Origin of the sequence: Sphingobacterium puteale (assembly GCF_050986225.1) — a bacterium.
Lineage (GTDB): Bacteria > Bacteroidota > Bacteroidia > Sphingobacteriales > Sphingobacteriaceae > Sphingobacterium > Sphingobacterium puteale.
In genome coordinates, this window is record NZ_CP158959.1 from 757,067 (window position 1) to 782,476 (window position 25,410).

Annotated in this window: 25 protein-coding genes; 13 read left to right on the forward strand and 12 right to left on the reverse strand. The window is 38.9% G+C overall.

Annotated features, from left to right (window positions below; genetic code table 11):
* Positions 1–51 precede the first annotated feature (51 nt).
* The 6 genes from argG (at position 52) to ABTV71_RS03160 (ending at position 6,212) form a co-directional block, all read left to right on the forward strand.
* Positions 52–1,236 (forward strand): argininosuccinate synthase, encoded by a 1,185-nt coding sequence (argG, locus tag ABTV71_RS03135; protein ID WP_121124505.1) that lies wholly within the window; start codon positions 52–54, stop codon positions 1,234–1,236.
* Positions 1,237–1,314: 78 nt separating this feature from the next.
* Positions 1,315–2,334, forward strand: coding sequence for an N-acetyl-gamma-glutamyl-phosphate reductase (gene argC, locus ABTV71_RS03140; RefSeq protein ID WP_433903694.1), 1,020 nt, complete (start codon positions 1,315–1,317; stop codon positions 2,332–2,334).
* Positions 2,335–2,679: 345 nt separating this feature from the next.
* Positions 2,680–3,177 carry a DUF1648 domain-containing protein gene (locus ABTV71_RS03145; RefSeq protein ID WP_121124507.1) on the forward strand — a complete coding sequence of 166 codons (498 nt, stop codon included), beginning with the start codon at positions 2,680–2,682 and terminating at the stop codon, positions 3,175–3,177.
* 21 nt (positions 3,178–3,198) lie between these two features.
* Positions 3,199–3,960, forward strand: coding sequence for an AAA family ATPase (locus ABTV71_RS03150; RefSeq protein WP_121124508.1), 762 nt, complete (start codon positions 3,199–3,201; stop codon positions 3,958–3,960).
* A gap of 330 nt (positions 3,961–4,290) precedes the next feature.
* Positions 4,291–5,586 (forward strand): DUF3472 domain-containing protein, encoded by a 1,296-nt coding sequence (locus ABTV71_RS03155; RefSeq protein ID WP_433902222.1) that lies wholly within the window; start codon positions 4,291–4,293, stop codon positions 5,584–5,586.
* A gap of 68 nt (positions 5,587–5,654) precedes the next feature.
* On the forward strand, positions 5,655–6,212 hold the full coding sequence (locus ABTV71_RS03160; protein WP_433902223.1) for a DUF4468 domain-containing protein: 558 nt from the start codon (positions 5,655–5,657) through the stop codon (positions 6,210–6,212).
* A 47-nt stretch (positions 6,213–6,259) separates the two neighbouring features.
* On the opposite strand, the gene ABTV71_RS03165 is transcribed toward ABTV71_RS03160, so the two are convergent.
* Entirely contained in the window at positions 6,260–7,096 is an 837-nt protein-coding gene (locus ABTV71_RS03165; RefSeq protein ID WP_433902224.1) for a hypothetical protein, read from the reverse strand.
* Positions 7,097–7,479: 383 nt separating this feature from the next.
* Between ABTV71_RS03165 and ABTV71_RS03170 the strand changes: the two genes are divergently transcribed.
* From ABTV71_RS03170 to ABTV71_RS03185, 4 genes are all read left to right on the forward strand, one after another.
* Entirely contained in the window at positions 7,480–7,995 is a 516-nt protein-coding gene (locus tag ABTV71_RS03170) for an RNA polymerase sigma factor (RefSeq protein WP_433902225.1), read from the forward strand.
* Positions 7,996–8,033: 38 nt separating this feature from the next.
* A complete protein-coding gene (locus ABTV71_RS03175; RefSeq protein ID WP_433902226.1) occupies positions 8,034–8,723 on the forward strand; it encodes a hypothetical protein in 690 nt (229 codons plus the stop codon).
* A 6-nt stretch (positions 8,724–8,729) separates the two neighbouring features.
* A complete protein-coding gene (locus tag ABTV71_RS03180; RefSeq protein ID WP_121124512.1) occupies positions 8,730–9,251 on the forward strand; it encodes a DUF4252 domain-containing protein in 522 nt (173 codons plus the stop codon).
* 90 nt (positions 9,252–9,341) lie between these two features.
* Positions 9,342–9,920 (forward strand): DUF4252 domain-containing protein, encoded by a 579-nt coding sequence (locus ABTV71_RS03185; RefSeq protein WP_433902227.1) that lies wholly within the window; start codon positions 9,342–9,344, stop codon positions 9,918–9,920.
* An 87-nt stretch (positions 9,921–10,007) separates the two neighbouring features.
* Here ABTV71_RS03185 and hemL read toward each other — a convergent pair whose 3' ends face one another.
* From hemL to ABTV71_RS03215, 6 genes are all read right to left on the reverse strand, one after another.
* Positions 10,008–11,318, reverse strand: a complete 1,311-nt coding sequence (gene hemL, locus ABTV71_RS03190) for a glutamate-1-semialdehyde 2,1-aminomutase (RefSeq protein ID WP_433902228.1) — start codon at positions 11,316–11,318, stop codon at positions 10,008–10,010.
* An 87-nt stretch (positions 11,319–11,405) separates the two neighbouring features.
* The gene (locus ABTV71_RS03195; protein WP_121124515.1) at positions 11,406–11,798 is read right to left on the reverse strand and encodes a hypothetical protein; all 393 of its coding nucleotides are present in this window, start codon (positions 11,796–11,798) and stop codon (positions 11,406–11,408) included.
* Between the two features lie 165 nt (positions 11,799–11,963).
* The gene (gene hemB / locus ABTV71_RS03200) at positions 11,964–12,932 is read right to left on the reverse strand and encodes a porphobilinogen synthase (RefSeq protein WP_433902229.1); all 969 of its coding nucleotides are present in this window, start codon (positions 12,930–12,932) and stop codon (positions 11,964–11,966) included.
* A 99-nt stretch (positions 12,933–13,031) separates the two neighbouring features.
* On the reverse strand, positions 13,032–14,618 hold the full coding sequence (gene hemC, locus ABTV71_RS03205) for a hydroxymethylbilane synthase (RefSeq protein ID WP_433902230.1): 1,587 nt from the start codon (positions 14,616–14,618) through the stop codon (positions 13,032–13,034).
* Between the two features lie 249 nt (positions 14,619–14,867).
* Positions 14,868–16,109, reverse strand: coding sequence for a glutamyl-tRNA reductase (gene hemA, locus ABTV71_RS03210; protein ID WP_121124518.1), 1,242 nt, complete (start codon positions 16,107–16,109; stop codon positions 14,868–14,870).
* 219 nt (positions 16,110–16,328) lie between these two features.
* Complete coding sequence (locus ABTV71_RS03215; protein ID WP_433902231.1) at positions 16,329–17,168, reverse strand: hypothetical protein; 840 nt, start codon at positions 17,166–17,168, stop codon at positions 16,329–16,331.
* A 311-nt stretch (positions 17,169–17,479) separates the two neighbouring features.
* Here ABTV71_RS03215 and ABTV71_RS03220 point away from each other — a divergent pair, with 311 nt between their 5' ends.
* Positions 17,480–17,818 (forward strand): hypothetical protein, encoded by a 339-nt coding sequence (locus ABTV71_RS03220; protein ID WP_245971330.1) that lies wholly within the window; start codon positions 17,480–17,482, stop codon positions 17,816–17,818.
* 31 nt (positions 17,819–17,849) lie between these two features.
* On the opposite strand, the gene ABTV71_RS03225 is transcribed toward ABTV71_RS03220, so the two are convergent.
* From ABTV71_RS03225 to rbfA, 4 genes are read right to left on the reverse strand one after another with little or no spacing between them, the layout of a single operon-like run.
* Entirely contained in the window at positions 17,850–18,500 is a 651-nt protein-coding gene (locus ABTV71_RS03225) for a hypothetical protein (protein ID WP_121124521.1), read from the reverse strand.
* 2 nt (positions 18,501–18,502) lie between these two features.
* A complete protein-coding gene (locus ABTV71_RS03230; RefSeq protein WP_433902232.1) occupies positions 18,503–19,591 on the reverse strand; it encodes an aminotransferase class V-fold PLP-dependent enzyme in 1,089 nt (362 codons plus the stop codon).
* A complete protein-coding gene (aat, locus tag ABTV71_RS03235; protein ID WP_433902233.1) occupies positions 19,575–20,231 on the reverse strand; it encodes a leucyl/phenylalanyl-tRNA--protein transferase in 657 nt (218 codons plus the stop codon). The genes ABTV71_RS03230 and aat overlap by 17 nt, the downstream gene beginning before the upstream one ends.
* A 32-nt stretch (positions 20,232–20,263) precedes the next feature.
* The gene (gene rbfA, locus ABTV71_RS03240) at positions 20,264–20,638 is read right to left on the reverse strand and encodes a 30S ribosome-binding factor RbfA (protein WP_433902234.1); all 375 of its coding nucleotides are present in this window, start codon (positions 20,636–20,638) and stop codon (positions 20,264–20,266) included.
* 748 nt (positions 20,639–21,386) lie between these two features.
* On the opposite strand from rbfA, the gene argH reads away from it, so the two are divergent.
* Positions 21,387–22,718 carry an argininosuccinate lyase gene (gene argH, locus ABTV71_RS03245; RefSeq protein ID WP_108636128.1) on the forward strand — a complete coding sequence of 444 codons (1,332 nt, stop codon included), beginning with the start codon at positions 21,387–21,389 and terminating at the stop codon, positions 22,716–22,718.
* 112 nt (positions 22,719–22,830) lie between these two features.
* On the opposite strand, the gene ABTV71_RS03250 is transcribed toward argH, so the two are convergent.
* Positions 22,831–23,889: an aldose epimerase family protein gene (locus ABTV71_RS03250; RefSeq protein ID WP_433902235.1), complete on the reverse strand. Its 1,059-nt coding sequence runs from the start codon at positions 23,887–23,889 to the stop codon at positions 22,831–22,833.
* Between the two features lie 140 nt (positions 23,890–24,029).
* On the opposite strand from ABTV71_RS03250, the gene ABTV71_RS03255 reads away from it, so the two are divergent.
* The gene (locus ABTV71_RS03255) at positions 24,030–25,388 is read left to right on the forward strand and encodes a deoxyguanosinetriphosphate triphosphohydrolase (protein WP_433902236.1); all 1,359 of its coding nucleotides are present in this window, start codon (positions 24,030–24,032) and stop codon (positions 25,386–25,388) included.
* Positions 25,389–25,410: the final 22 nt, after the last annotated feature.

The window sequence follows — 25,410 nt, forward strand, 5'->3', positions numbered from 1 at the left end:
GAGCCGGATTGGCTGATAATAGTTTCACGGCAAAAAAAACAATTTATCTCAATGAAAAAAGTAGTTTTAGCATTCAGCGGAGGATTAGATACTTCGTTTTGTTGTATTTATCTTTCGCAAGATTTAGGTTTGGAGGTTCATTCCGTAGTCGTAAATACAGGTGGTTTTTCGGATGAAGAATTAAAGACGATTGAAGCACGTGCGTACGCATTAGGCGTAAAATCACATACGGCGATTGACGAAACAGCAGACTATTACCGCGAAACTATTAAATACTTGATCTTTGGTAATGTGCTGAAAAATGCGACTTACCCACTGTCAGTGTCCGCTGAACGCGTATGTCAGGCTACTGCCATTGCAAACTATGCAAAGAAAATCGGTGCTGAATGTGTTGCACATGGTTCTACAGGGGCCGGAAATGATCAGGTACGTTTTGACATGATTTTCCAGACCTTGATCCCAGGGGTTGAAATTATCACACCGATCCGTGATCTGCAGTTATCCCGCGAAGCGGAAATAGAATACCTGAATAAACATGGTGTTGAATATTCTGCCGAAAAAGCTAAATATTCGATCAATAAAGGCCTTTGGGGTACGTCGGTAGGTGGAGCAGAAACATTGACATCCAATCAATATCTACCGGAATCAGCATGGCCAACGCCGGTAACTTCTTCAGAACCTCAACAGATCACAATAGATTTTGAAAAGGGCGAGCCAGTTGCTTTAAACGGAGAGAACATGGCATCTGTGAAAGTCATTCAGGAACTGCAGGCTATTGCACAACCTTACGGCATCGGTCGTGATATTCACGTAGGTGATACAATCATTGGTATCAAAGGTCGTGTAGGTTTTGAAGCCGCAGCTTCAGTGATTTTAATTAAGGCACACCACACCTTGGAAAAACATACGCTGACTAAATGGCAATTATCTTGGAAAGATCAAATCGCTGCTTTCTATGGAAATTATATGCACGAAGGACAAATGCATGATCCTGTCATGCGCGATATTGAAGCATTCTTGCAGTCTTCACAAGAAACTGTAACAGGTCGCGTAATCGTTGAACTACACCCTTATCGTTTTATAGTGATTGGTATTGAATCCGAGCACGATTTAATGTCGAATAAATTTGGTAGCTATGGTGAGATGAATAAAGGTTACACGGGTGACGATGTAAAAGGATTCTCCAAAATTTTTGGAAACCAGACCATTATCTGGCATAAAGTAAATCAAAAATAAAAAATTAGGATACTTCTGTAAGCCATTGGCTTGCAGAAGTAAAGTCTTAATAGTCATACTAGCTACTCAATACGAAATATAAATATGATAAAAGTAGGAATCGTTGGTTCAGCAGGATATACGGGCGGAGAATTATTGCGGGTATTGATTTATCATCCTGAAGTAGAGATTGTATTTGCTAATAGTGCGTCTAACGCGGGAAACAAATTATATGAAGTCCACAATGATCTGTTCGGTGATACAGAACTGACTTTCTCTTCTGATTTTCATTCCGATATTGATGTATTGTTCTTATGCGTTGGGCATGGCGATGCACGCAAATTTTTGAATGCGAATCCAGTTGCAGCATCTGTAAAGATTATTGATCTTTCGCAAGATTATCGCCTTCGTGCAAATACCGCTTATCAGGGGCAGCAATTTGTATATGGACTTCCGGAGCTAAATAAGGAAGCGATCAAATCTGCGCAGTATATTGCTAATCCGGGTTGTTTTGCAACAAATATACAATTAGCCCTATTGCCGCTGGCAAGTAAAGGGTTATTACCCGATCAGATTCACGTTAATGCAACAACGGGATCTACCGGTGCCGGACAGAAGCCGGGGGCGACCACACATTTCTCTTGGCGTAACAACAATCTTTCTGCATACAAGTCTTTCGAGCACCAACACCTACAGGAAATTTCGGAGTCGTTGGATCAATTGCAAAATGGATTTTTGCCAGCGTCTGATGATTCGTTATTAGCACGTGCTGCTGAAAGGATAAATTTCGTTCCACAGCGTGGCGATTTTACACGGGGAATTTTCTCGGCAATTTATGTTGATTCTGATTTGACCGAGGAACAAGCGTATGAGTTGTACGAATCGTATTATGCAACACATCCATTTACACACGTTAGCCGGAGTAATATCGACCTCAAACAAGTTGTAAATACCAATAAAAGTATTATTCATTTGGAGAAACATGGAAATAAGTTGCTGATCTTAAATGTGACTGATAATTTGTTGAAAGGAGCATCTGGTCAAGCCGTACAAAATATGAACCTCATGTTCGGATTGAATGAGCGTACGGGATTAAATTTGAAAAGTGTTGGTTTTTAATTGTTTATAGCTTATTCAACACCTGTATTAACAGACTGTGAATAATCGAAACAGTAAAATCCTGATAAAATTACAGTTGTCAACATAGTTATTAACGCTGTGTGGAAAAGTGAAGAGGGCAACCGCTTCACTTTTTTTATGCCCGACGCCGATTTGTATAAGGATTAATGTGGATACGCTCAATGACTGTTCAGGTATTAGGCCGATTTTAATGGAATATTGAGGTAGTTAGCAGTCGGTTTATGCATTGTATTGTTACCGTATGTTTCTTAACTTAGTGAGTATAAAATCGAGTTTTATTCGATCTTGTTTAGCCAAATCAATGTATCGATAACCAATTTCAAAATGGAAAAAAGACCACGTATAAAACTCATACCGACGCTCGGCGATATCATATTGGAATTAATTGGTTACCTGTCCTTATTCACGTTATGGTATCTGGTTGCTATAAATTATTATAAACTACCTGAAACGATTCCAGTGCATTATAATACTGCAGGAAATGCGGATAGTTTTGGTGGGAAAGAGACTATTTTTGCTTTACCAATTATTGCCACAATACTATTTATAGGAATGACGATCCTAAATCGATTTCCACATACATTTAACTATCCTGTTCGGATAACTGAAGAAAATGCCTTCCGGCAATATGCAAACGCAAGTCGTATGATACGGTACTTGAAATGTATTATTGTAGTTATTTTTGGTGTTATCACGTTCAAGGCGATTCCAAATTCGGCAGGGACTTCTGATGGGTTAGGCGAATGGTTTTTCCCACTGACACTGGGATTTATCTTTATTCCATTGATCTATTATGTTGCACAAGGATTCCGGAAAGCTTAGTACTTCATTACTATACATTCTATGCACTATATTCATTCCATAAGAAATACAAAACCAATCGAGGATCGAATCGCTTATCCATTTAATATTGATTCAATATTGAATTTGAATGAATTGCGGTTTAGATCTCCAGTGACTTTTATTATTGGGGAGAATGGTTCGGGTAAGTCCACTTTGGTGGAGGCTATTGCGATTAATGCTGGTTTCAATCCCGAAGGAGGAACGAAGAACTTTAATTTCCATACGAAGGATTCCCATTCCGAACTTTTTAATGATCTGCAGGTCATAAGAACAGCCTTCCGTGAGCATGATGGCTTTTTCTTACGGGCCGAGAGCTTTTATAATGTAGCGACTGAGGTTGATGAATTGTTCAGTGAAGAGAAAGAGGCAATTTTAAGAGATCCAGATAAAGAAAATGCTCTTTCTGAGCTTTATGGTGGCTCATTGCACGAATGCTCTCATGGGGAGAGTTTTCTTAACTTAATGCATAAACGCTTTTCGGGACGTGGACTGTATCTGCTTGATGAACCTGAATCAGCACTTTCCATCAATAGCCAATTTCGTTTACTAACTAGAATAAACCAATTGGTCAACAATAAGTCCCAATTTATTATTGCCACCCATTCACCAATTTTGTTGGCCTATCCAGATTCGGAGATTTACACCGTTTCTGAGTTCGGTTTGCAACAGGTGGAATATGAAGAAACGGAACAGTTTAAACTATATAAATATTTTCTGAATAATTATCAGAAGATGGTTACCGAACTCGGTTTGAATGAATAGGCTTTCAATTAAAGAAGTAGCTCTGCTCTTTTTCTTTAATTTATTTGAGATTCACACGGGGCTACGCAGATATCTTTCATAAATCTTTTTAATAGGTTAAATAGCGGGTTGATTATCGCTGCTTTTTTACACAATCGATTGATATACATTTCCTTTCTTTTTCTGTCAATCTAAGCCTTATCTTCATCAAAATAATACAGTTTTTAAGAATCAATATATATTCACGCTTAGATTAGTGTAATTGATATCCTTCAATTCCTATAAAACCCTGGTAGCTTAGGTAACATAAGTAGCCAAGGTAACAGACAATAGATGAAAAAAATTAAACAGATGAAAAGAAAATTCTTTATCAAGCAGCTCTTCATAGGTGCCTTATCTTGCCTTTCATTAGGTGTTGATGCGCAAACCTCTATAAAATCTTATGCCGTTCCGCTCGCAGGAAATGCTTTTATTACTAGTGGACAAAATGATGGAGCAGAAATTTCTGGACGCAATGGATTGGTAAAATGGTCAAGTGATCAAAGCGTTGCATCGGTATATTTCAGAACGGAGAAAACGGGGAACCTCGAATTAAGACTCAAAGCAAAAGCTCATGCCGGAAATTCCTCCAAAATAGAGATTTCTGCTTTGGGCAAAAAGAGTTCTTTGGATATCAAAGGGACTGAGTTAGCCGAAACAGCGGCTTTGTCTATTGATGTCAAAACACCGGGCTACGTACAGGTGAATTTAAAAGGATTAAGTAAGTCGGGTGATAGGTTTGCCGATGTAACGGAATTAATCGTTAGTGGAGAAGCTGCAGCTGAAGGCCTTACCTACTCAAATGATCCTGATTATTACTATTGGTCACGTCGCGGCCCTTCCTGTCACTTAAATTATACGATACCAAGTGAAGGGAATGTCAGCTATTATTACAATGAGGTAACTGTACCAAAAGGTGAGGATAAAGTCGGTTCATATTTTATGGCGAATGGCTTTGGAGAAGGATATTTTGGTATACAGGTGAATTCGGAAACCGAACGACGTATTTTATTTTCAGTATGGAGCCCTTTTCATACGGATGACCCGAAAAGTATTCCAAATGAACAAAAAATCCATTTATTGAAGAAAGGAAAAGACGTGCATACAGGAGAATTTGGCAACGAGGGATCCGGAGGGCAGAGTTACCGTAAATATTTCTGGAAAGCGGGTGAAACCTATAAATTCTTGTTGAAAGGCGTTCCGGATGGAAAAGGAAATACAGACTATACTGCTTGGTTTTTTGTGCCTGAGGAAAATGCATGGAATGTCATTGCTAGTTTCAAACGTCCGCAAACAAATACATATTTAAAAAGGTTTCATAGTTTCTTAGAGAATTTCAGTCCGAATCAGGGGTATCTAGGAAGACAGGTGGAATTTAAAAATCAATGGGTTTATGATGGTCAATGGCGCCCTGTTCAATCCGCCTCATTTAGTGTTGATAATACCTACCGTGCCCATCAACGTATTGATGCTATGGGAGGAACAACAAAAAATGGCTACTTTTTAAGAAATGGCGGTTTTTTTAATGAGATTGTTAAACCGGGCAGCAAGTTTGAGCTTGTCAATAAAAGGACTGCTCCGAAAATTGATTTTGAGAAATTGCCGTAGCACATCGATATAATTCTGTTTTTCTTTTAAATATTTAGTAATTTGGTAACGATTAATAAATGTTATAAATGAAGAAACTTGTTTTTGCACTATTTATGCTTTGTGGTTTGCATACTTTTGGTCAATCCATGAAGATTACGTCTAATGGTTTTGTGGATATGACTGATCTGACCAAGAAATATGTCATTATTGATTTTCCCGGTATTTCGCGAGAGCAACTTTTTAAGGAAATGATCAAGTTTATAAATGCAAACTATGAAAGGCCTGAGGAAATTACCAATGTTATAGAGAATGAACAAATCGTTATCAATGGGCATGATTGGCTTAAAGTTGAGCAAGGATATCTTGTTGGAGGAGTAAATGCCCAATATATTTATAAATATGATCTGCAATTCAGAGATGGTAAGATTCGATTTGAACCGATTTTTGATCGCATAAAATATGGGCCAAATGAAACTTTAAGCTTAATTGGTAAAAAGTCTTGGACGGCAGGGACAAGTGGTCTCTTTACCGAAAAGGGTAAAGTAATCAGTAAGCGAGAGGTGCTCTTAATGGACAAAAAAATAAATGAATTTATTCAATCGATGAAGGACAAAATTACATCGGTTAACGGTAAAGATTGGTAGTAAACAAGAGAGTCGCATCAAAATGCGACTCTCTTGTTTTTACATGCCTATTTTTCAGAGAGTTTAATATCTCGTTCTACTGATACATTATCACCGGTAACGGCATTTCCCTCTTTATCTACCAAGGTTAATTTTACTTTGTTATTTCCCATTGGCAAGCCCTTTATTTCGTAAGGGGCCCATTTATCCAATGTAAATGTCTGTCCGTTGATATCTGCTATCACCTTATTTCCGTCTGGAGCAATACTAGTGTTGACCAAGTAGAAATCCAGAAGTAGATTTTTGGTTTCGTCACCTTTGTATTCCCCTTTTGGACGCGAGTAAAACAAAGACGGTTCTTTAGGGGTTGGCTCCTGTGACAATTTCCCCGTGGCATCTATCTTGAATTTAATCAATTTTGAGGCCTCCGTAGTTTTAATGGATTCATGATAGGACCGGGACAAAAATGAGAGTAAATAGTGCTCTGAATTTAAAGCCAAAGTAACGCTGTGCTCAGGTTTATACAGAGCGGTATAAGGTTTATTATCTAAAATAAAATGGATATGTTGCCCATCGTGCGAGTTGGCTAAATGGGCGGCGTGAGCATCTTCTGTCATTTCAGTTAGCTTGAAATTTTTAACAGCATATTTCACGGTAACCTTTGCAGAGTCAGCACCTGCTTTTTCGGCGCTTATAGAAGCGATTTCGAGGTGCGCTCCGGGAAATTGTTTTGACTCAGCAATTGGACTAACTGAAATGGAATCCATTTTCTGTGCAGTATTCGTATCGGCATCACCCATTGAATCCTTTTGATCAGCACCTTTATTGGATGAATTATTACATCCGGCGGCTCCGATCAATAATACTAATGCAGCAGTAATGGCTGTAATTCTGTAGTACTTCATAATTTTTCTTATTTAAATTTTTATCGTTCAGCATCTTAAATAACAATAGCTTAGCGTATTTTGTTTGTAATAATGCTACAAAAGAGTATAATCTGTTAATGAGAAAACGGTATCTTAAAACAGGAAATCATCTTGTCTATCGTTTTCAAGGGGCTGAAAGAACAGCGTACATAGCCTGTGATCTGAATAAATAAATAGTTTAAAAAAATATTTATATGAGATGTAATAAATAAGAAGTCTGAAATGTCTTGTTTATATAGTATGCAAAAATGGTAAAGGAAATAATATAGCACGTATTTAAAATGAACAAACAAAAATTAGATAAACTGCAGTTTTGTACAATCAAAATCTCAAATCTGGCATCTCAATACTAAATACTAAGAATGAACCAAGAGCAATTTAAAAATACCGTTTTCGTCCATAAGGATAAGCTATTTCGCTTTGCGAAACGGATCTTGGTTGATGATGATGAAGCATTTGATGCGGTTCAAAATGTGATGATGCGTCTATGGCAGGGGAAAGATAAATTGTATCAATATAGGAATTTAGAGGCATTTTGCATGCAGAGCATTAAAAATGAAGCATTGAACCGGATTAAAAAAGCGAAGGTACGTACAGATTTTGCCGAACAGCACCAGATTATTTCAACAACAGAAAATTCTGTTGAAAATACGAAAGAAATCATTTTGGAAATGATCAACTCGCTACCCGAGAAACAACGCCTTGTGATGCACCTACGTGATGTGGAAGATTATGATATTGACGAAATCGGTGAAGTATTGGAAATGGGGGAGTCTGCTGTCAGGGTTAATCTGATGCGGGCCAGGCAGAAAGTAAAGGAGCAGTTGACAAAATTATTTGATTATGAAAGCTTCCGGATTTATTCAACTAAAAAATAGATCCAATAGCTTCATTAACAGTGAAACTCAAAGTTGTAATGATGAAAAACAGAAGATTAGCGGAATTGAAAGAAAAATACTTTGATGGCAAGTCGTCATCGGAGGAAGAAAGGGAGCTGAAAAAATCGGATGAACTGTTCTTTCAGCTATTGGATCAGGAAAAGAATGTGAAAATGGACTGGTCGTTTGAGGATTTTGAAAATCAAGTCAAAGCAGATAAAAAAATCATCAGATGGCGAGACAATATCTGGATAAAATATGCTGCTGCGGCAATTTTTTTGTTCGTGGTTGGATTATCAGTCTATCTGAACCAGAAGCAGCAAATACAACAGCCAGTACTTGCCCATAAAGAGATCAAAGAACCTCAAAGACCGTCGATGAAAGAGGTGGAGGGAAACAATGAAGCAACAGTTCATTCCGATGTGGTGAAAGTAACACATGGAGACAGGAAACGAAGTACAATGCTGGCGACGAATACTTTGAAGCATTTCAATCAACGCGTGCCATCGAAGAAAATAATGGCGAAAAAGAAGCGGGTTGTCCAGTCTTTACAGCAAAAGGAAGATGGTTATCAAGCAGATTATGTGGTATTAAATGGCAAACCTGTTGCTAACGAAGAGGAAGCTGTGGAATTGACCCTTAGGTCATTGGGATTGCTGGCAAACAATCTGGAAAATGGAGTAGATAAAGCAATGAATATAAAACAAATGTCAATATCGATTAACTAAAATAATATGAAAGGATTATTAATAGCTTGCCTATTACTTGTAGCAAGTATGGCAAACGCACAGATTTCCAAGTTAGATAAACTTTTCGAGCAATATCAGGGGAAAAAGGGAGTGACCACACTTAAAATTGGAGCCCCTATGTTCAAGTTGTTAGGGAATTTAAAAATTGATGACGAGGATATGCAGACGATTACGCCTCTACTCAAGAATGTTAAATCTTTGCGTATGTTGATCGTAGAGGATGGCGAAGATAAAAACTTGACAGGTATCATTCGCGGCGCCGTTTCAAATTTAAAATACGAGGAACTTATGTCGCTCAACAGTGAAGGTCAAGATATTCGATTCATGGTGGAGAATATGTCTGCTAATGCAGATATCCTAAACAATTTGTTGCTTACAATAAATGGAGATGACCAGAATCTATTTATGATTCTGGATGGGGCGATACCTTTGAAAGACGTGACGAACTTGGTCAATGAAGGAAATAACAAAGTGAGTAAGGACAAACAGAATAACAATAAAAAGTAAATATTATGAAACCATCATGATTTATTCACTCAAACTGGAAAGTGAATAAATCTGATAGCTTCATCACAACTGAAAAACAAATTTATACAGATGAAAAGATTACTAACATTGTTATGCCTAATTGCAGTGCTATTTTCATTGCAATCCTGCATCATCAAAAAAGGTTCCAACATGGATTTCGTCAGGGGATCCAATGTTTCAAATAATGCAGAGATCGTTGCCATTAATTTGCCGATGTGGTTGACAAAACCATTTATCAAAAAGGCCTTGCAGGACGAGAACGACGAGGATGCAAAGGTCATGGCGGGCATCGTCAAAAAATTGAAAAAATTCAGGATGATGACATTATCAAATAATGATCAGGAAAAGAATGTATTGATTCTGGAAGATTACCATAAGTTTTTAAAGAAGAATAAATTTGAGGAGCTACTGGTGATCAACACTGAGGGGGAGGAGATCTCGATTAATGCGCGCATTGATAAAGATAATGTGATCAGCCGGGTTTCGCTATTGGTCCATGACGAAGGAGATGAAAGTGTATTTATGGATATAAAAGGTAAGTTTTCGCTGGATGAGCTTATCCAGGGATTGAATAAGATAAAATCAAAGGATAAAAAGCTCGCCACCAAATTGGCTGATACCCATACTGTAGTTCAACAGGAACTTTAGCTGAGATAGAGAATCCTGATTAAACAGCATATAAATGCCCCAAAAACTATTTTAGTTTTTGGGGCATTGTTGTAGTATACTTCCTTTTTATGACTCAAAGACGATGTCCAGGGCATCAAAAATATGTTTTTTTGCCGTAGCTAAATCTGCGTCAGTATGTGCAGCGGAAACAAAACCGACTTCATACCCCGAAGGACCGAAATAAACCCCTCTATTCAGGAGTTCGCGATGCATGATTTTGTATGATTCCATGGAAGCGGGATCAATCTCGCTTGCTTTCTTGATATCTTCTTGCTCAGTAAATGCAAACCAGAAAATAGAGGCAACGTGGAATAATTGTACTCGGTAGCCTTTTTCAGCGATATAATCACGCATATCCTGTACGAATGCCGCAGTTTTCGCATTTAAGTTTGTGTAGAAATCATCTTGTGCCAAAATAGTCAAGGCTGCAATACCCGCTGCCATGGCTACAGGGTTCCCTGACAAGGTACCAGCTTGATAAACGGCACCATCAGGTGAGATACAGGCCATAAGTTCTTTGGATGCCCCATAGGCTCCCACTGGCATGCCACCGCCTATGATCTTGCCATAGGTGATAATATCTGGCTGTATTTCGTAGTAAGCAGAAGCTCCTTCAAAACCGATCCGGAATCCGGTGATGACCTCATCCATGATTAGCATACTCCCATTTTCTTTTGTGATATCACGGAGGAAATGCATGTATTCTTTGGATTGCATCAATAGACCATTGTTGGCTGGAATACCTTCAATGATCACTGCAGCGATCTGATCTTTAAATTCTGTAAAAGCAGCTTTCAGTGCGTCTTTGTCATTTAACTCGATGACGATTGTTTCATCTGCAAAAGCTTTGGGAACGCCAGCCGAAGAAGTTTCTCCGAAAGTCACCAATCCCGAGCCTGCTTTTACCAAAAGCGAATCCGAATGACCATGGTAACATCCGTCAAATTTGATGATCTTATCGCGTTTGGTATATCCTCTTGCCAAGCGGATTGCAGACATCACAGCCTCGGTTCCTGAACTGACAAAGCGGATTTTTTCGATATATTTATTTTTTTCAATAATCAATTCGGCAAGTTGATTTTCCAGAGCAGTAGGTGCACCAAAGCTCAATCCTTTACTTAATTGTGCTGCAACGGCCTCGCGAACTTGACCGTTATTGTGTCCCAAAATCAAAGGACCCCACGAACAGCAGAAATCGATGAACTCATTGCCATCAGCATCCCAAAGATGCGCTTTGTCGCCACGTTCAATAAATAAGGGGGTACCAAATACGGATTTAAAAGCTCGAACGGGAGAGTTTACGCCGCCCGGGAAATATTGTTTTGCTTTTTCAAATAATTCAGCAGATTTTGCTCTTGAAATATCAGGTGCTTGCATAGTCATTATATTTGAATGCGAAGTTATCTTTTTTTACGAAGATAAGTCTCATGGAAACGTAAGGAATCAAGAATTCAGTGGTATTCTTTATTTAAAGGTCGGGGTGTCCTCTTTTTTTCGTAATAATATTTCTTGTTTATTGATCAATAAAGTGATCTCGTTTGTTGAGTTTATTTGAATCTCAAATGGAGTTTTGTTGTCGCTGTATTTTCCAAATAGATTGGGACTAAATAGATAACCACTAAATTTCTGTTGGTTTAATAGCACGAGGCTATCGACTTTCTGGTGTACTGAGGTATTAAGGCTTCCTGCTTTTGCGTTTATAAACGTAAAGAAAGCATCACCATTTTTATTAAATGCTACTGATTTTAATTTTGCGTCTTCGGCGATCCATACACCTTCCAGAAGTGAGTAAATAGGATGCTCATGGGCAGCAGAACCCGACAGTAGAAAACTGCTGATAAGAATACTTTTTAACATAATATGGATGTTTATAATAATCCGTTTGACTCTGCTGGGGTCAGATAGTTTAAAAGTAGTGGACCAAAAAAAGGTTCGAAAAACTTAATTTCGAACCTTTTTTAATATTTACTTTTATCTTTGAGCAATTCGCTGTTTTTAGAGCGACCCCCCGATCTTATTTGCCTAAATAAAGCCCTTTTCCAAGACTTCTTTTGAGTGGTACGATAAAATCGCTGTTGCGCCCGCGCGTCTGAAGCTTAATAAAGTTTCCAGGATTACACGTTCATCCAACCAGCCATTTTGAATGGCAGCTTTTAACATAGCGTATTCGCCACTGACATTATACACCGCGATCGGGAGATCAAAATTATCAGCAAGAAGTTTCACAATATCTAAATAGGGAAGTCCCGGTTTAACCATTAGAAAATCCGCACCTTCTTGGGCATCTAGTTGTGCCTCGATAAGTGCTTCTTTTGCATTCGCAGGGTTCATCTGATACGTTTTCTTATCCCCATGTTTTGGAGCTGAGCCCAAAGCATCTCTGAAAGGGCCGTAATAGGCTGATGCATACTTCGCCGTATACGACATTAAAGACACGTTTGTGAAACCATTATGGTCCAATAGCTGACGAATATACCCGATACGTCCGTCCATCATATCCGATGGCGCGATAATATCTGCACCCGACTGCGCGTGTGCGAGTGCCATCTTGCCCAATACTTCCAATGTTTCATCATTTAAGATCTCGCCATTCTCAACAATTCCATCATGACCATCGCTGCTGTAAGGGTCCATTGCTACATCCGTAACGATACAAGCTTCGGGAAAATTTTTCTTTACAGCCTCAATAGCCCGTAAATACAAACTTCCGTCACGGTAACTCTCCGTCGCGTATTTGTCCTTCAATGATTCTTCAATATTGGGAAATAGGTCGAATGAACGTAGGCCTAATTTGAGGCAGCTCTCCACTTCTTTCAATAAATTATTTATCGAATAGCGGTAGATGCCCGGCATCGATTTAACCTCGGTTTTTTGATTTTGGCCATCTACAATAAAAAGTGGAAAAATCAAATTTGACGCGTCTAAACGTGTCTCTTGAATCATGTCGCGAATCACGGCAGATTTACGATTTCTTCTCGGACGTTGTAACATTATATTTAATTTATTTATGATCCAGTAATCCAGTGTTGTTCAATGACAAAGACTATAAATTCTTTTGCCAACTTCTCAATACTAATTGCGCAATACTATTTAATATTCTAAGCCAAAAACAGCCTCTGAGAGACCGATCTCGTCTGGTGAATAGGGAAGTGTATAAGGAACATTCATCTCATCAAACTTGGCTCCGGTTGAACGACCGATGCAGATGACTTTTTGTCCCGGTTCTAAAAGATTGTCCGCAAAATAAGCCTCTACATTACTAGGACTTGTAAATACGAGTACTTCTGCATTGGATGGATCGACGTCCTCTTCCAATACGGTTTCATAGACTGGGATATTAATGATCTTAGTTTCCGGACTTAATGCTTTCTGAATCGTCTCAAGCGATTCCTTTGCACGCGGGATAAGTACTGTTCCACCATTTGCTAGTTCGGCAAATTTCTTAGCAATCTCTTCCATGTTAATCCCTTCACTGTCACCGGAAAAATCCGCTACGCGATCATACTTGCGTAGTATTTCCTCTGACCCACGACCGATCACGCCTATTTTGGTCTTTTTACTTAACCGAGGCTCCAGGTTGAAGAAATGCTCAATCCCGTTTTTGCTTGAAAATATAATCCAATCAACATGCTTTAGGATAAAAGGGTCCAGTTTATTGATGATCGGAAATATCTTGATCAGCGAGCGGCCTTCGATAGTGATATTATGTTTGGCCATAGCACGGGCGAAGTAGGAATTTTCGTCTACCTCCCTGGAAATAAAGACAGATTGCGGTAACTTACGATCTTTTGCGTACTTGCTGAAAATACGCTCAGCCAATCTGGTTGGATCGGTATCTCTCAAATATACACGGTCAGGAAAGTCTTCACTTGTATCGGCAATGGAAGCCCAAGCTTCATATTCATCACCGCTTTTACGGCAATAACATCCGAGTGGTGCATGACATCCAGCGTCAAATTTGTTCAATACCAAACGTTCTACAGCAATGGTTTTAGCGACTTCATTGTTATTTAGTGGTTGCAATGCAGTAAAGAGTTCTTTATCGACTTCACGGATCTGAATAGCTAATACACCTTGTGCCGGAGCAGGGATAATTTCGACCGGTGGAATTTCTTCGACATGAAAGTCTGTGATATCCATTTCGATACGGCTGATACCAGCTTTTGCCAGCACAATCGCATCGTATTGCTCGTCCCGCAGCTTCTGCATTCTTGTTTGGAGGTTACCTCTTAGATCGTCGAATTCCAGGTCTGGGCGTAAAGCCGATATTTGTGCTTTTCTACGGTTGGAAGATGTTCCGACAGTTGCGTTATGTTTTAGGGATAGACGTTTCTTGATATCTACACAATCCTTGTGGATAATCAATAATTCGGAAGGGTCCTCCCGTTCGGAAACAGCCGCAATAATCAATCCCGGCGGATTGATTGTAGGTAAATCTTTGTGTGAATGTACGGCTAAATCGATAGTCCCGTTCAAAAGTTCTTCCTCAAGTTCTTTGGTGAAAAATCCTTTACCTTCCAATTTATCCAAACGGAGATGCTGAATAATATCACCTTGAGTTTTGATGACTTTTAACTCTGCTTCTATACCAATTTCCTGTAATCGGTCTTTCACAAAATTTGCCTGCCACATTGCAAGAACACTTCCCCGGGTGCCAATGATTAGTTTTCTATTCACGTTATTTTACTTTACCTATTAAAATGTGTTTAATACAATTTATTGAAGCAAAAATAAATAAATAGGTGGAATATGTTGACACGTTACTGTCATTATCTAGGAGGAAATGATTGATAAACCGAAAATTAGAACAGCAGTAGGGGCTCCCTTGATAAAAAAATCAATTGCATACGGTTGCCATTATTGGGGTGCAAGTCAGAAAAGGATAAATGTAATTTGTCAGAAATGATTGCAGCGGTAGGATTGCAATTAGTTTTTCTCAATCTCAGGCGTTTTAACCAAGATTTCTTTCGCCATAACCATCGGAACTTTGATATATTTCTTTTCCATATAGTTGATGACTTTTTCAAGAACCTCCCTCGCTTCAGGTGTCAGCGCCTGTACTTCTTGGGCAAAGACCTCGTTTAAGGCAAATGACTTGATTTCTTTGATCTTCTCAGGAACTTCACGCATAGCAACCTCTACGCGTCTCTGTTTGATCAGTGGTAAAAATTCCTGAATATTGTCCTGTATGATTTTTTCAGCACTGTCCAGTTCATTATAACGTTCCTGGATATTTTTCTCCGCAATAGCTTGTAAGCTACTGACTTCAATGTAATGAATCGGGTTGTGTTTGATTACTTCGGCATCAATATCATTTGGAACAGCTAAATCAATGATAATTTTCTTGTCGGTTTCACCATTTAGTAGCGATTGGTACAAGGTATTATCAATGATTGATGTTGGGGCACCGGTACATGTAATCAGAATATCAAAACCTCCTTTGTATTTGTCAATGCTAGCAAGTGGATAAGCCTCAGCATTTAACTCCTCAGCTAATGCTTTTGCGTTTTCAAGCGTGCGGTTAAAAACGACAAATTTGGCTTTTTGATTTTTTTGGAAATATTTTGCTAAGTTCTGGTTTGTTTCGCCTGATCCGACAATAAGGATTCTAGGGTTTTCAACGAGCTTTAATTCACGTAATTTGCGGTAGGCAAGAGAAACAACAGAAATCGGATTTCTGGAAATTTTTGTATAAGTATAAACTTCTTTTGCTGTTTTTACAAGACGATCCATCATTAAACGAAGGAAATCACCTGTAAAACCAGCTTCTCTACAGCGATCATAAGCTCTACGTACCTGCGCCAAGATTTCTTTCTCGCCAACAACAAGGCTTTCGAGCGAACAGGACATCCGAAGCAAATGATGTAAGGCATCCATTCCTTCATATTTGTTGACCTGACCCAAATAACATTGGAGTCGCTCCTGCGGAACACAGAAATTTAATTTTCCCATAAATTCCGCAATAAATTCGTTAGTCAGCTCATGAGCACCATAAAATACAAACTCTACCCGGTTACAAGTACCTATGTAAAAGATCTCTGGAATATCCAGGCTGTGTTTTAAGCTAATGAGGCGACTTTCTAAATCCTCATTGCAGATCACTAGATTACCTAGATCTTTTAATTCGACATGTTTATGAGTAAACGCTAATACTTTAAGATTTTTCAAAGCTCTAATCCCTCGCTTATATTTAACGGTACAAATGTAGCTTAAATGCTTTGTGCTTGTGTCAAAAATCTGTCAAACGCATTAATTTAGAAAGATTTTAAATAGCTTTATTTTATTTTTAATTGGTTGGTTTTTAGTATTTTAAGTATTATTGTAGAATAGAGTGATTTTCATCACACATCTGTGTGATGAAAATTTCAACCTCTTGAAGGTGTTAAACTATTCATTATTGCCTGTATTTGTTTGTGCTGAGTCTATGGTGATATCTTCCAGTTCCTCTACATAGGGGACTTCTTCATTGGTGGTTGCCTCCTTTATTTCACTGTCAGTATATTGATAATAAGTATCAAATGTTTTAGTCTCTTTATTGTAAATCAATGCATACTTGGAACTTTTGTTTTTGACAATAATTCCGTCAGCTGGGGCGGGCACCAATTTCATCTCATCCATAAAAATCTTTTGTCCCTTTTTGAAGCTATTGATCAAAGGAAGTTCACCGGAATATTCTTTCCAGAAAAGAATATCTCCTTTTGCAGATATAATCCAGATGGCACTACTTTGATAGTCATTTTTTTCCACTAAAAAAGCCATTTCTTTATTCCAATTGTCCGCATCATGACGATCAGTAAAATTACCGTAACAGAATACCGATTTTGCACGGTCCTTTATACGGGTAAATTTATAGATAGGTTTATCACCGGAAGGTTCCAGGTAACTATTTCCCATAAAGATTTTTGTAATGCCTCTCCGGTAACGTAATGGAATATTGTCATATTCGGGGATTGTAAAGATGGCATTGTTCCAATGGGCATAGTCATCAATGGAGCTCCAGCCATCAGCCTCTTCGAGATCTTTTGGATCTGCATTTTCAAATCCGTCCACGGCTGTTGCACTTTCTACAGGCATAGCATCAAGGTCTTGTCGCTGGACAACATTATAATATCCTCCACCGGCAACTGCGATCAATAACAAGACAATTCCGATAACGATATATATTCTTTTCTTTGATTTTTGTTTTGGCGCCTGTTCTGTCTCAGGTTCTTCAAATGCTCTTTTCATGTTCAATATTTGCCTTAAATTTTAAATCAACTTTTTGTAAAGACTCTTTTTCAGATACTTTTTTTAACTCAATTTCGAAGGGGTCTATTTTGTTCAATTTCAAATGATCTTTTGGATTATTGTTATTTGTCCGGAATGTTATACGAAAATTTCGTTTTAAAATTAGAACAAATTTCCAAAAAATGAAATACAAGTTATATATGTGGCGATATTCAACTTATATTCGTATCAATTTTAAAGTAATTTGAGCCATGGTCATCATCAGGAAGTATTTTGCCATTGTTGGACTAATCATTTGTTTTTTGTCCAGTATGACTCCATTTTTAAAAGTTCCTATCAAGGGTAACTGGAATCTTTATCAGGTGGACGCCTATCTATTTTTTATTACCATGCTGATTCTGGGAATAACAGCATTGTTATTTTTTGTTCGTGCGGTACGCGCCTATCAATGGATGACAAGGCTGTCCGCATGTTGGTATCTAGTCAGTATTACCGCCGTATGGTTTAAAATCAACAATTATTTTGGCTGGGGGTTTGCGGACAAATTGTTGTCCAAATCGCTCCACATGCGTTGGGGATGGATTGTCTATTTGATTGGGATCCTGCTATTGCTGTTGAGCACCAAGAAGATTGTGTCAACAAATGAGTGAAGCAAAAAATAAGCTAGATATTTTATCTAGCTTATTTTTTGTTCGGACGATGCGGTATAAAATGCGCCTTTAGTTTATCCAGACCGAGATCCTCTTCAATTTTGTCTAACTCATAAGACCAGATCTTCTCATCCAAAATTTCATGCAGCACTTTCGGATTGGTGAGGTCCACTGGACGTACACGCTGCTCTCTATCGATTGGATTAGTCAGCTCCTGCAAACTGCTACTATGTCTAATGATCTGAAAACGGAATGTCGGCCATTTTCCAACATTGGCGAAGTTTCCTGTATAAAATTGGATAGAATCGTGCGGCGGTATTTTATTGCTAAAAAGGCCTTTCACTTTATTCGCCGTAGCTTCGGAAACTGATACCAATAGCTCATAACTTGTCTCATTGATAATATGTAGTTTGGCCAATCCATCTTTATGATCTCCGGAGATAGCCAGTAAAATTCCTTTTTCGATAAATCGATACGGAGTCAATGGGGCGGCATGTTGATCAAGCTCGTCATCTGCTCTGCGCATATTTCCAAAGACGAGCGTGATCTTGTCCATGGGAACAGGAATTTCAAATCCTGTTTCATCTGTTACTCCGACAATATTGTTCGCTTGCATGGAGGTGATATGTCCTTCAATGGGCTCATCCACAAATCTGACTAAGTCGCCTATTCTAAATTTCATGATTAATTTACTTTTGTATCTATAATATATAATAGTTTTTCAAGATCTGCATGGTCATTGTAGAGGTGGAATCCGACGCGTATACCGGAACCGCGGGGGAAACATTTTATACCTTCATCCATCAGAAGCTGAAAATTTTTGGGGTCGATCTGTATATTGAAAATATTGCTTTGTGGACGTCTATTTATAATAAGATCCAGGATTAGCCCTCTGCTAACCAGTTCAGCCCGGGCCTGTGTCACCAGATTCTGTGTATACAAGACTGTTTCAGCATAGCCCCATTGTTCCAACTGCAATAAAGACTGTTGTAAGGTTCCGTGAGCTAGGGTATCCAAGTGTCCTGGTTCAAAGCATAACTGTACTACGGATTTATTCATCCATTGGTTGTCGAGGTAACTGTAATTTCTCTGGATATCAGCATAAAGGATTTCTTTAAGTCGATCGTTCAGCAGGATAAAGCCATTTCCGAATCCGGCCATTAGCCATTTGTATCCACTGCTCAATACGGCGTCAAAGCCCGAGGAATTAAAGTCAAATAAATCAGTTCCTAAAAATTGCGTTCCGTCGCCAATGATTAACAAATCAGGATGCTGATGTTTTAATTCCTGTATAAAAGAAAGGTCTATTTTTAAACCGAAGATGTACTGAACTATGGATAGAATAAGTACGTTGGGTCTAAAAGTTGCCATGGCATCCAGAATATTAGCTTCAAGCTGTTCGTCCATGTTGACAAAGCTATGCTCAAACCCACTAATTATTGTTGGGAAATTTACCGAGGGATAATCATTGTCCAAAAGCAGCACCTTATAATGCTTGGGAAGGCCCGCTAATAATGCATTGAAGGCAAAAGAAAAGCAGCTTGACAAAAATACATTGCCCCTAGGACAATTGAAAAACTGCCCTAGTGTATTTCTGCAGGAATCCAACATGGCGCCCTGTTGTTCACGAAGTGATGTGTTGGACTCATGAAACGCTTGATCGCGTTGCGTACGCCATTGCTTTGTTTCACGTGAAAGTAGGCCTGATCCGGGGGTAGTCAAGTAAGTTGTCGCTTCATCAATGTCAAAATATTTACTATAGGGACTGTTCATATCTTGGTTTTTTTGTTAATATTGCTAAATAATCAGGTAAAGAAAGGTATTCACCGCCCATGCTTTCCAAATGAGACGTATGAAATTGACAGTCTATCAATTGTAGGTCTATTTCTTGTGCCAGGTAAATCAGTGCAGCTTTAGAAGCATTAGGTACTTTGGAAAACATGCTCTCCCCACAAAATACACCATTGATCAGCATACCATAGAGCCCACCTACAAGTAATCCATCTTGCCATACTTCCACTGAATGTGCATATCCTATTTCATGCAGTGCTGTATAAGCCTGGATCATGTCTTCTGTGATCCATGTTCCATCTTGATCTTTTCTATTGATAGCGGAGCAATTTTGGATAACTGCGTGAAAGCTGCTGTCTACCGAAATGGAAAAGGTCTTTTTCCGGATACAGGCAGCCATGCTTTTGCTGATCTTAATCTTGGCAGGGTAGATGACGAAGCGTGGATGAGGTGCATACCATAATATCGGTGTATCATCACTAAACCAGGGAAATATACCATTGCTATAAGCCAAAAGCAGTCGGTCAGCCGAAAGGTCACCCCCGATAGCTAATAAACCATCTTCATCAGCGTAGCTCGGATGTGGAAACTCCAGCTTTTTGTTATCCAGTTCAAATACCATCGATCCTTAGATAGGCCAATTTTTAAATTGCGTTATTCTTCTGGTTGACGAGGCTCTTTACTTATTTCTTCAAATAATTTTTCCATGTGCTCCACGTACTCATTGGTGTCATCCAGAAAAAATTCCAATTGTGGGACAATTTTGACTTGGTTTTTAATTTTTGATCCCAATTTATAACGTATCTCGGATGTTTTGGTACGTATTGCTTTGATGTCTTCCTGCGCAGTCTTCGTGTTTAAAAAGCTCAAATAAACACGTGCGATAGCCAAATCAGGAGTAACTCGGACACGTGTAACTGTAATGAATGCTCCCGGAGCCCATGCCTTACCTTCCCGTTGAAATAATGCTGCTAGATCTTGTTGAATGACTCCAGCAAAACGTTGCTGTCTCTTGCTTTCTGTTCCCATCGTATACGTTTTATGTTGAATATTCTCAATATGATACACAAAGATAGGTATTTTAGGCTAGAATCACATGCATACCTATCGACTGGGCTTGAGCACCCGTGTATACGAAAAAAGGCACATCTTGGTTTGACGTGCCTTTAAATTTCGATTCACAATTGGTTAGGTAATTTCTTGCAAGTTTTAAGACGTTGGGGTCTATCATATTTGGTTTTTAATCTCGGTGTATTTAAAGTGGTAAGTATTTACTAACCTTACCGGCTTTTATTTTTTCATCTCCCTTACACTACAAACATAGGAATACTTAAAAAACTGACAAAATAACTTTTAAAAATAAAGTGAGTGGTTACTTATAATATGTGTTTATTGCGATTTAACAAACTTTTAACATTTGTTTTTTTTTTTAACACATATTTTTTTATCCTCAAATTCTCCTTTTCACCCTTCTTTTGATTATTGTTCCACCTCGCACAGCTTGGCATTGATATAACCATTTGCAATTGGTATTTTTGCAATGTTAATAAATCAGGTGCATTTGGATCAATAACTTCAATCTATTTAAGATAGAGCATAAATAATGAATAAAGATCGTTTTATGCGTAACAAAGCTGAGTTGTAAATGCTAGATTGCGCCAATTGACAAATAACTTATGACATACAAATAAATATTCTGATGAGCTATGATCAGCTGCAAAATCGAAATGAATATTGGCTCATCGTAATTTCGTTACCATAAAACAATATATAATTAATGAAAATCTGGCAAAAAAATATAGATGTTGATTCGTTTGTAGAATCTTTTACCGTAGGTAATGACCGTGTAATGGACCTACAGCTTGCTGCAGCGGATGTTTTGGGCTCTTTGGCCCATACACGGATGCTAAATAGCATCAGCCTGATGACTGATGAGGATCTTGCTTTGGTACAGAAGGAACTGAAAAATATCTATAAGGAAATTTTAGCAGGGGATTTTCAGATTGAAGATTCGGTCGAAGATGTGCATTCACAGGTTGAGATGTTACTCACACAACGCATCGGCGAGGCCGGAAAAAAAATTCATTCAGGCCGATCCCGAAATGATCAAGTGCTTGTGGACTTAAAACTGTACTTCCGTACAGAGATCCAACATATAATTCAGAATACCGAAGCTTTCTTCAATGAACTGATCCAGCTTAGCGAACGTTATAAACATATTTTGATACCGGGCTACACACATCTTCAGATTGCAATGCCATCATCTTTTGGTTTATGGTTTGGCGCTTATGCGGAAAGTCTGGTTGATGATCTGGAAATGATGAAAGCTGCCTGGAAGGTCTGTAATAAAAATCCATTGGGTTCGGCTGCGGGTTATGGTTCTTCTTTTCCGTTAAATAGAACAATGACCACACAGTTATTGGGATTTGAAGATCTGAATTATAATGTGGTCTATGCGCAGATGGGTAGGGGGAAGACCGAACGGATTTTAGCACAGGGGATGAGTTCTATCGCGGCTACATTAGCAAAGTTTGCGATGGACGTGTGTTTATATATCAATCAGAATTTTGGCTTTATTTCATTCCCGGCCCATTTGACAACAGGGTCGAGTATTATGCCACACAAGAAAAATCCTGACGTTTTTGAACTGATCCGTTCACGTTGTAATAAAATTCAGGCATTGCCGAATGAAATTGCATTGATGACAACGAATCTTCCTTCAGGTTACCATAGGGATCTCCAATTGCTAAAAGAAAATCTATTCCCGGCGTTTAAATCGCTGAATGAATGTCTTGAAATAGCGACTTTCATGCTAGAGAATATTTCCGTAAAGGACAATATCCTTGATGATCCAAAATACGATTACCTCTTTTCCGTCGAGGTGGTAAACAATGAGGTGCTTAAAGGCGTGCCTTTCCGTGAGGCTTACCGGACTATTGGTATTGATATAGACGAAGGACGTTTCAAACCATCGAAAGAGGTTAACCATACACATGAAGGTAGTATCGGAAATCTTTGCAACGATCAGATTCAACGAATGTTTCAGCAGGTAAAAGCGACTTTCGGATTTGAACAAGTAGAAAAGGCCTTGGAAGAATTGGTGAAATAAGACCAATCATCCTGTTCAGTCCGTAAAACTACTTGGTAACAATAGTTGCTGATTGAGACATGCTTGACAAACAAGAGCTGTGATATATTTATGTTATCACAGCTCTTGTTTTTTATTTCTTAATTGAAAATTTAAAGTGTGTCTCTGAATCAAACGATTCACCGGCCTTTAAAAGCGTCGAGGGAAATTCTACCTGATTGGGGCTGTCAGGAAAATGTTGTGTCTCCAGACAGAATCCGGCATAAGGCAGATATTTGTACCCTCTTTTGCCGATATCATTTCCCGTCATCCAATTTCCGGTATACAGTTGTACCCCGGGCTCGGTAGTGAATACATCCAGCTGAATGCCTGTGTTTTTTGAGTAAGCTGTTGCGCAGGGCTGGGAGATTGGTTTATTATTGACATAACAATGGTCATAGCCCTTGGCTACAATGAGCTGCTCATCATTTTCTGTGATGTCCTGAACAATTTTTTTAGGGGTTCTGAAGTCAAAAGGCGTCCCTTCTACTGGTACGACCGCATTGGGTACTTGATTCTCATCCACAAACAGCACTTCATCTGAATTTATTTGAAGTACTTGTTGCAATACATCTCCGCTTCCCTCTCCATCAAGATTGAAATAGGTATGATTTGTTAAATTAATATGCGTGTCAGCATCGGACTGTGCGTGGTATTTGATAATGATTTCGTTGTTTCTCGTTAGGGTGTAGGAAACCATTATTTTTAAATTTCCCGGGAAGCCCTCCTCGCCATCTTTAGAAACATAATAAAATTCTACATGAGACTGATAGGTTACTCTACGGTCCCAAACTTTATCATGGAAGCCCGATATTCCACCATGCAGACAATTTGTGCCATTGTTCTGGGGAAGAGTATACTGTTTCCCGTCTATTTCAAATTTGCCGTTTGCGATGCGGTTTGCAAATCGGCCAGCAGTACAGCCATGGTATTTTTCATCGGATTCCAGATAACCCTGAATAGAATCAAAGCCTAGAGCAACATCAACTAGGTTGCCTTTGTTGTCGGGGACTAGGATACTGACAATACGGGCGCCGTAATCCGTTAAAAGCACCTGCATACCGCCCTCATTTTTTAATAAAAGTAAATGGGTGTTTTTTCCCTCAATATTGGTTTCAAAATGTTTTGGAATAAGTGATTGATATCTAGTCATGATTGTTCCTATTGGTATTGATAGTTAAAGATACATATAAGTAGTGAGATATGAGAATTGAGAAGGGAGACTCCGGTTAGGCTGTTTTTTCGGGTTGATCTAATAGGTGCCTGAATTTTTATTTTTTATATATTTGCGCTATGTCTGAAAAAATGAACTGGAAAGATTTGCTTTCTGCAAAACGCTGGGGCTATGAAGATAGAACAGCTGACAGCTACCTTGTGGCTCGGTCGGAATTTCAACGGGATTATGACCGGTTGATCTTTTCTTCCCCATTTCGAAGATTACAGAATAAAACGCAGGTTTTTCCGCTTCCGGGAGCTGTTTTCGTGCACAATAGGCTAACGCATAGCTTGGAGGTTGCCAGCGTAGGTCGGTCACTTGGCCGTATGTTTTATGCGCAGTTAAAGGAGGAAAATTCCAATATAGATACCGAATACCCGTTTCTGCAGGAAGTCGGAAATATTATTTCGGCAGCCTGTCTATCTCATGATTTAGGTAATCCAGCATTTGGCCATTCGGGGGAGTCTGCGATATCCACCTACTTCACAGATGGGGAAGGGCGTAAGTATCAGGAACAAGTGACTGCCGAAGAATGGGCAGATCTGACACATTTTGAAGGCAATGCCAATGCTCTCCGGATTCTGACCCACGCTTTTCAGGGAAAAGACCCTAAAGGATTTGCACTGACATATACATCCTTGGCATCTATTGTAAAATATCCTTGTTTAGCGATAGATGGCCATATCAAAAAAAGCCATCACCGCAAAAAGTATGGATTTTTTACAGAAGAGCAAAAAGCATTCGAGAAAGTAGCCAATGAATTGGGGCTGTTAAGGGATCCTTCAAACCCCAAAGGGTATTTACGGCACCCTTTGGTGTACCTGGTCGAGGCGGCTGACGATATCTGTTACAATATCATTGATCTGGAGGATGCACATCATTTAAAAATACTATCCTACCAAGAGGTCGAGGAACTTTTGTTGCCGTTATGTGGTTCCGAAAATCTTCGTGACCGATTGGATGGTTTGCTGGATACACCGAGCCGTGTGGCGCTATTGCGGGCTAAGGCAATTAACACCTTGATCAAGGGTTGTGTGGATGTGTTTGTACGTGAACAGGAACAGTTTTTGTCAGGGACTTTCTCCTCTGCATTGATGGATGCGCTGGATGAAAATATTGTCAAGCAAATGAATAAGATCTCGAAAATTTCCATAGCGAAGATCTATAATGCGCCTACCGTAGTCCAGATTGAGATCGCCGGTTATCGTGTCATGGATGCTCTGTTAAAGGAGTTTGTGCCTGCATACCTCAAAAAGAACAAAAATAACTACGATAAAAAATTAGTTGCACTGATTCCGGAGCAATTTTATACTGACAAGCAGGATTCCTATTCCAAAATCCGCTGTGTACTGGATTTTGTTTCTGGTATGACTGATGTATATGCCATTGAACTCTATCGTAAGATTAAAGGAATAACAATTCCGAGTATCGAATAAGTTTGCGAACAATTTATTTTGT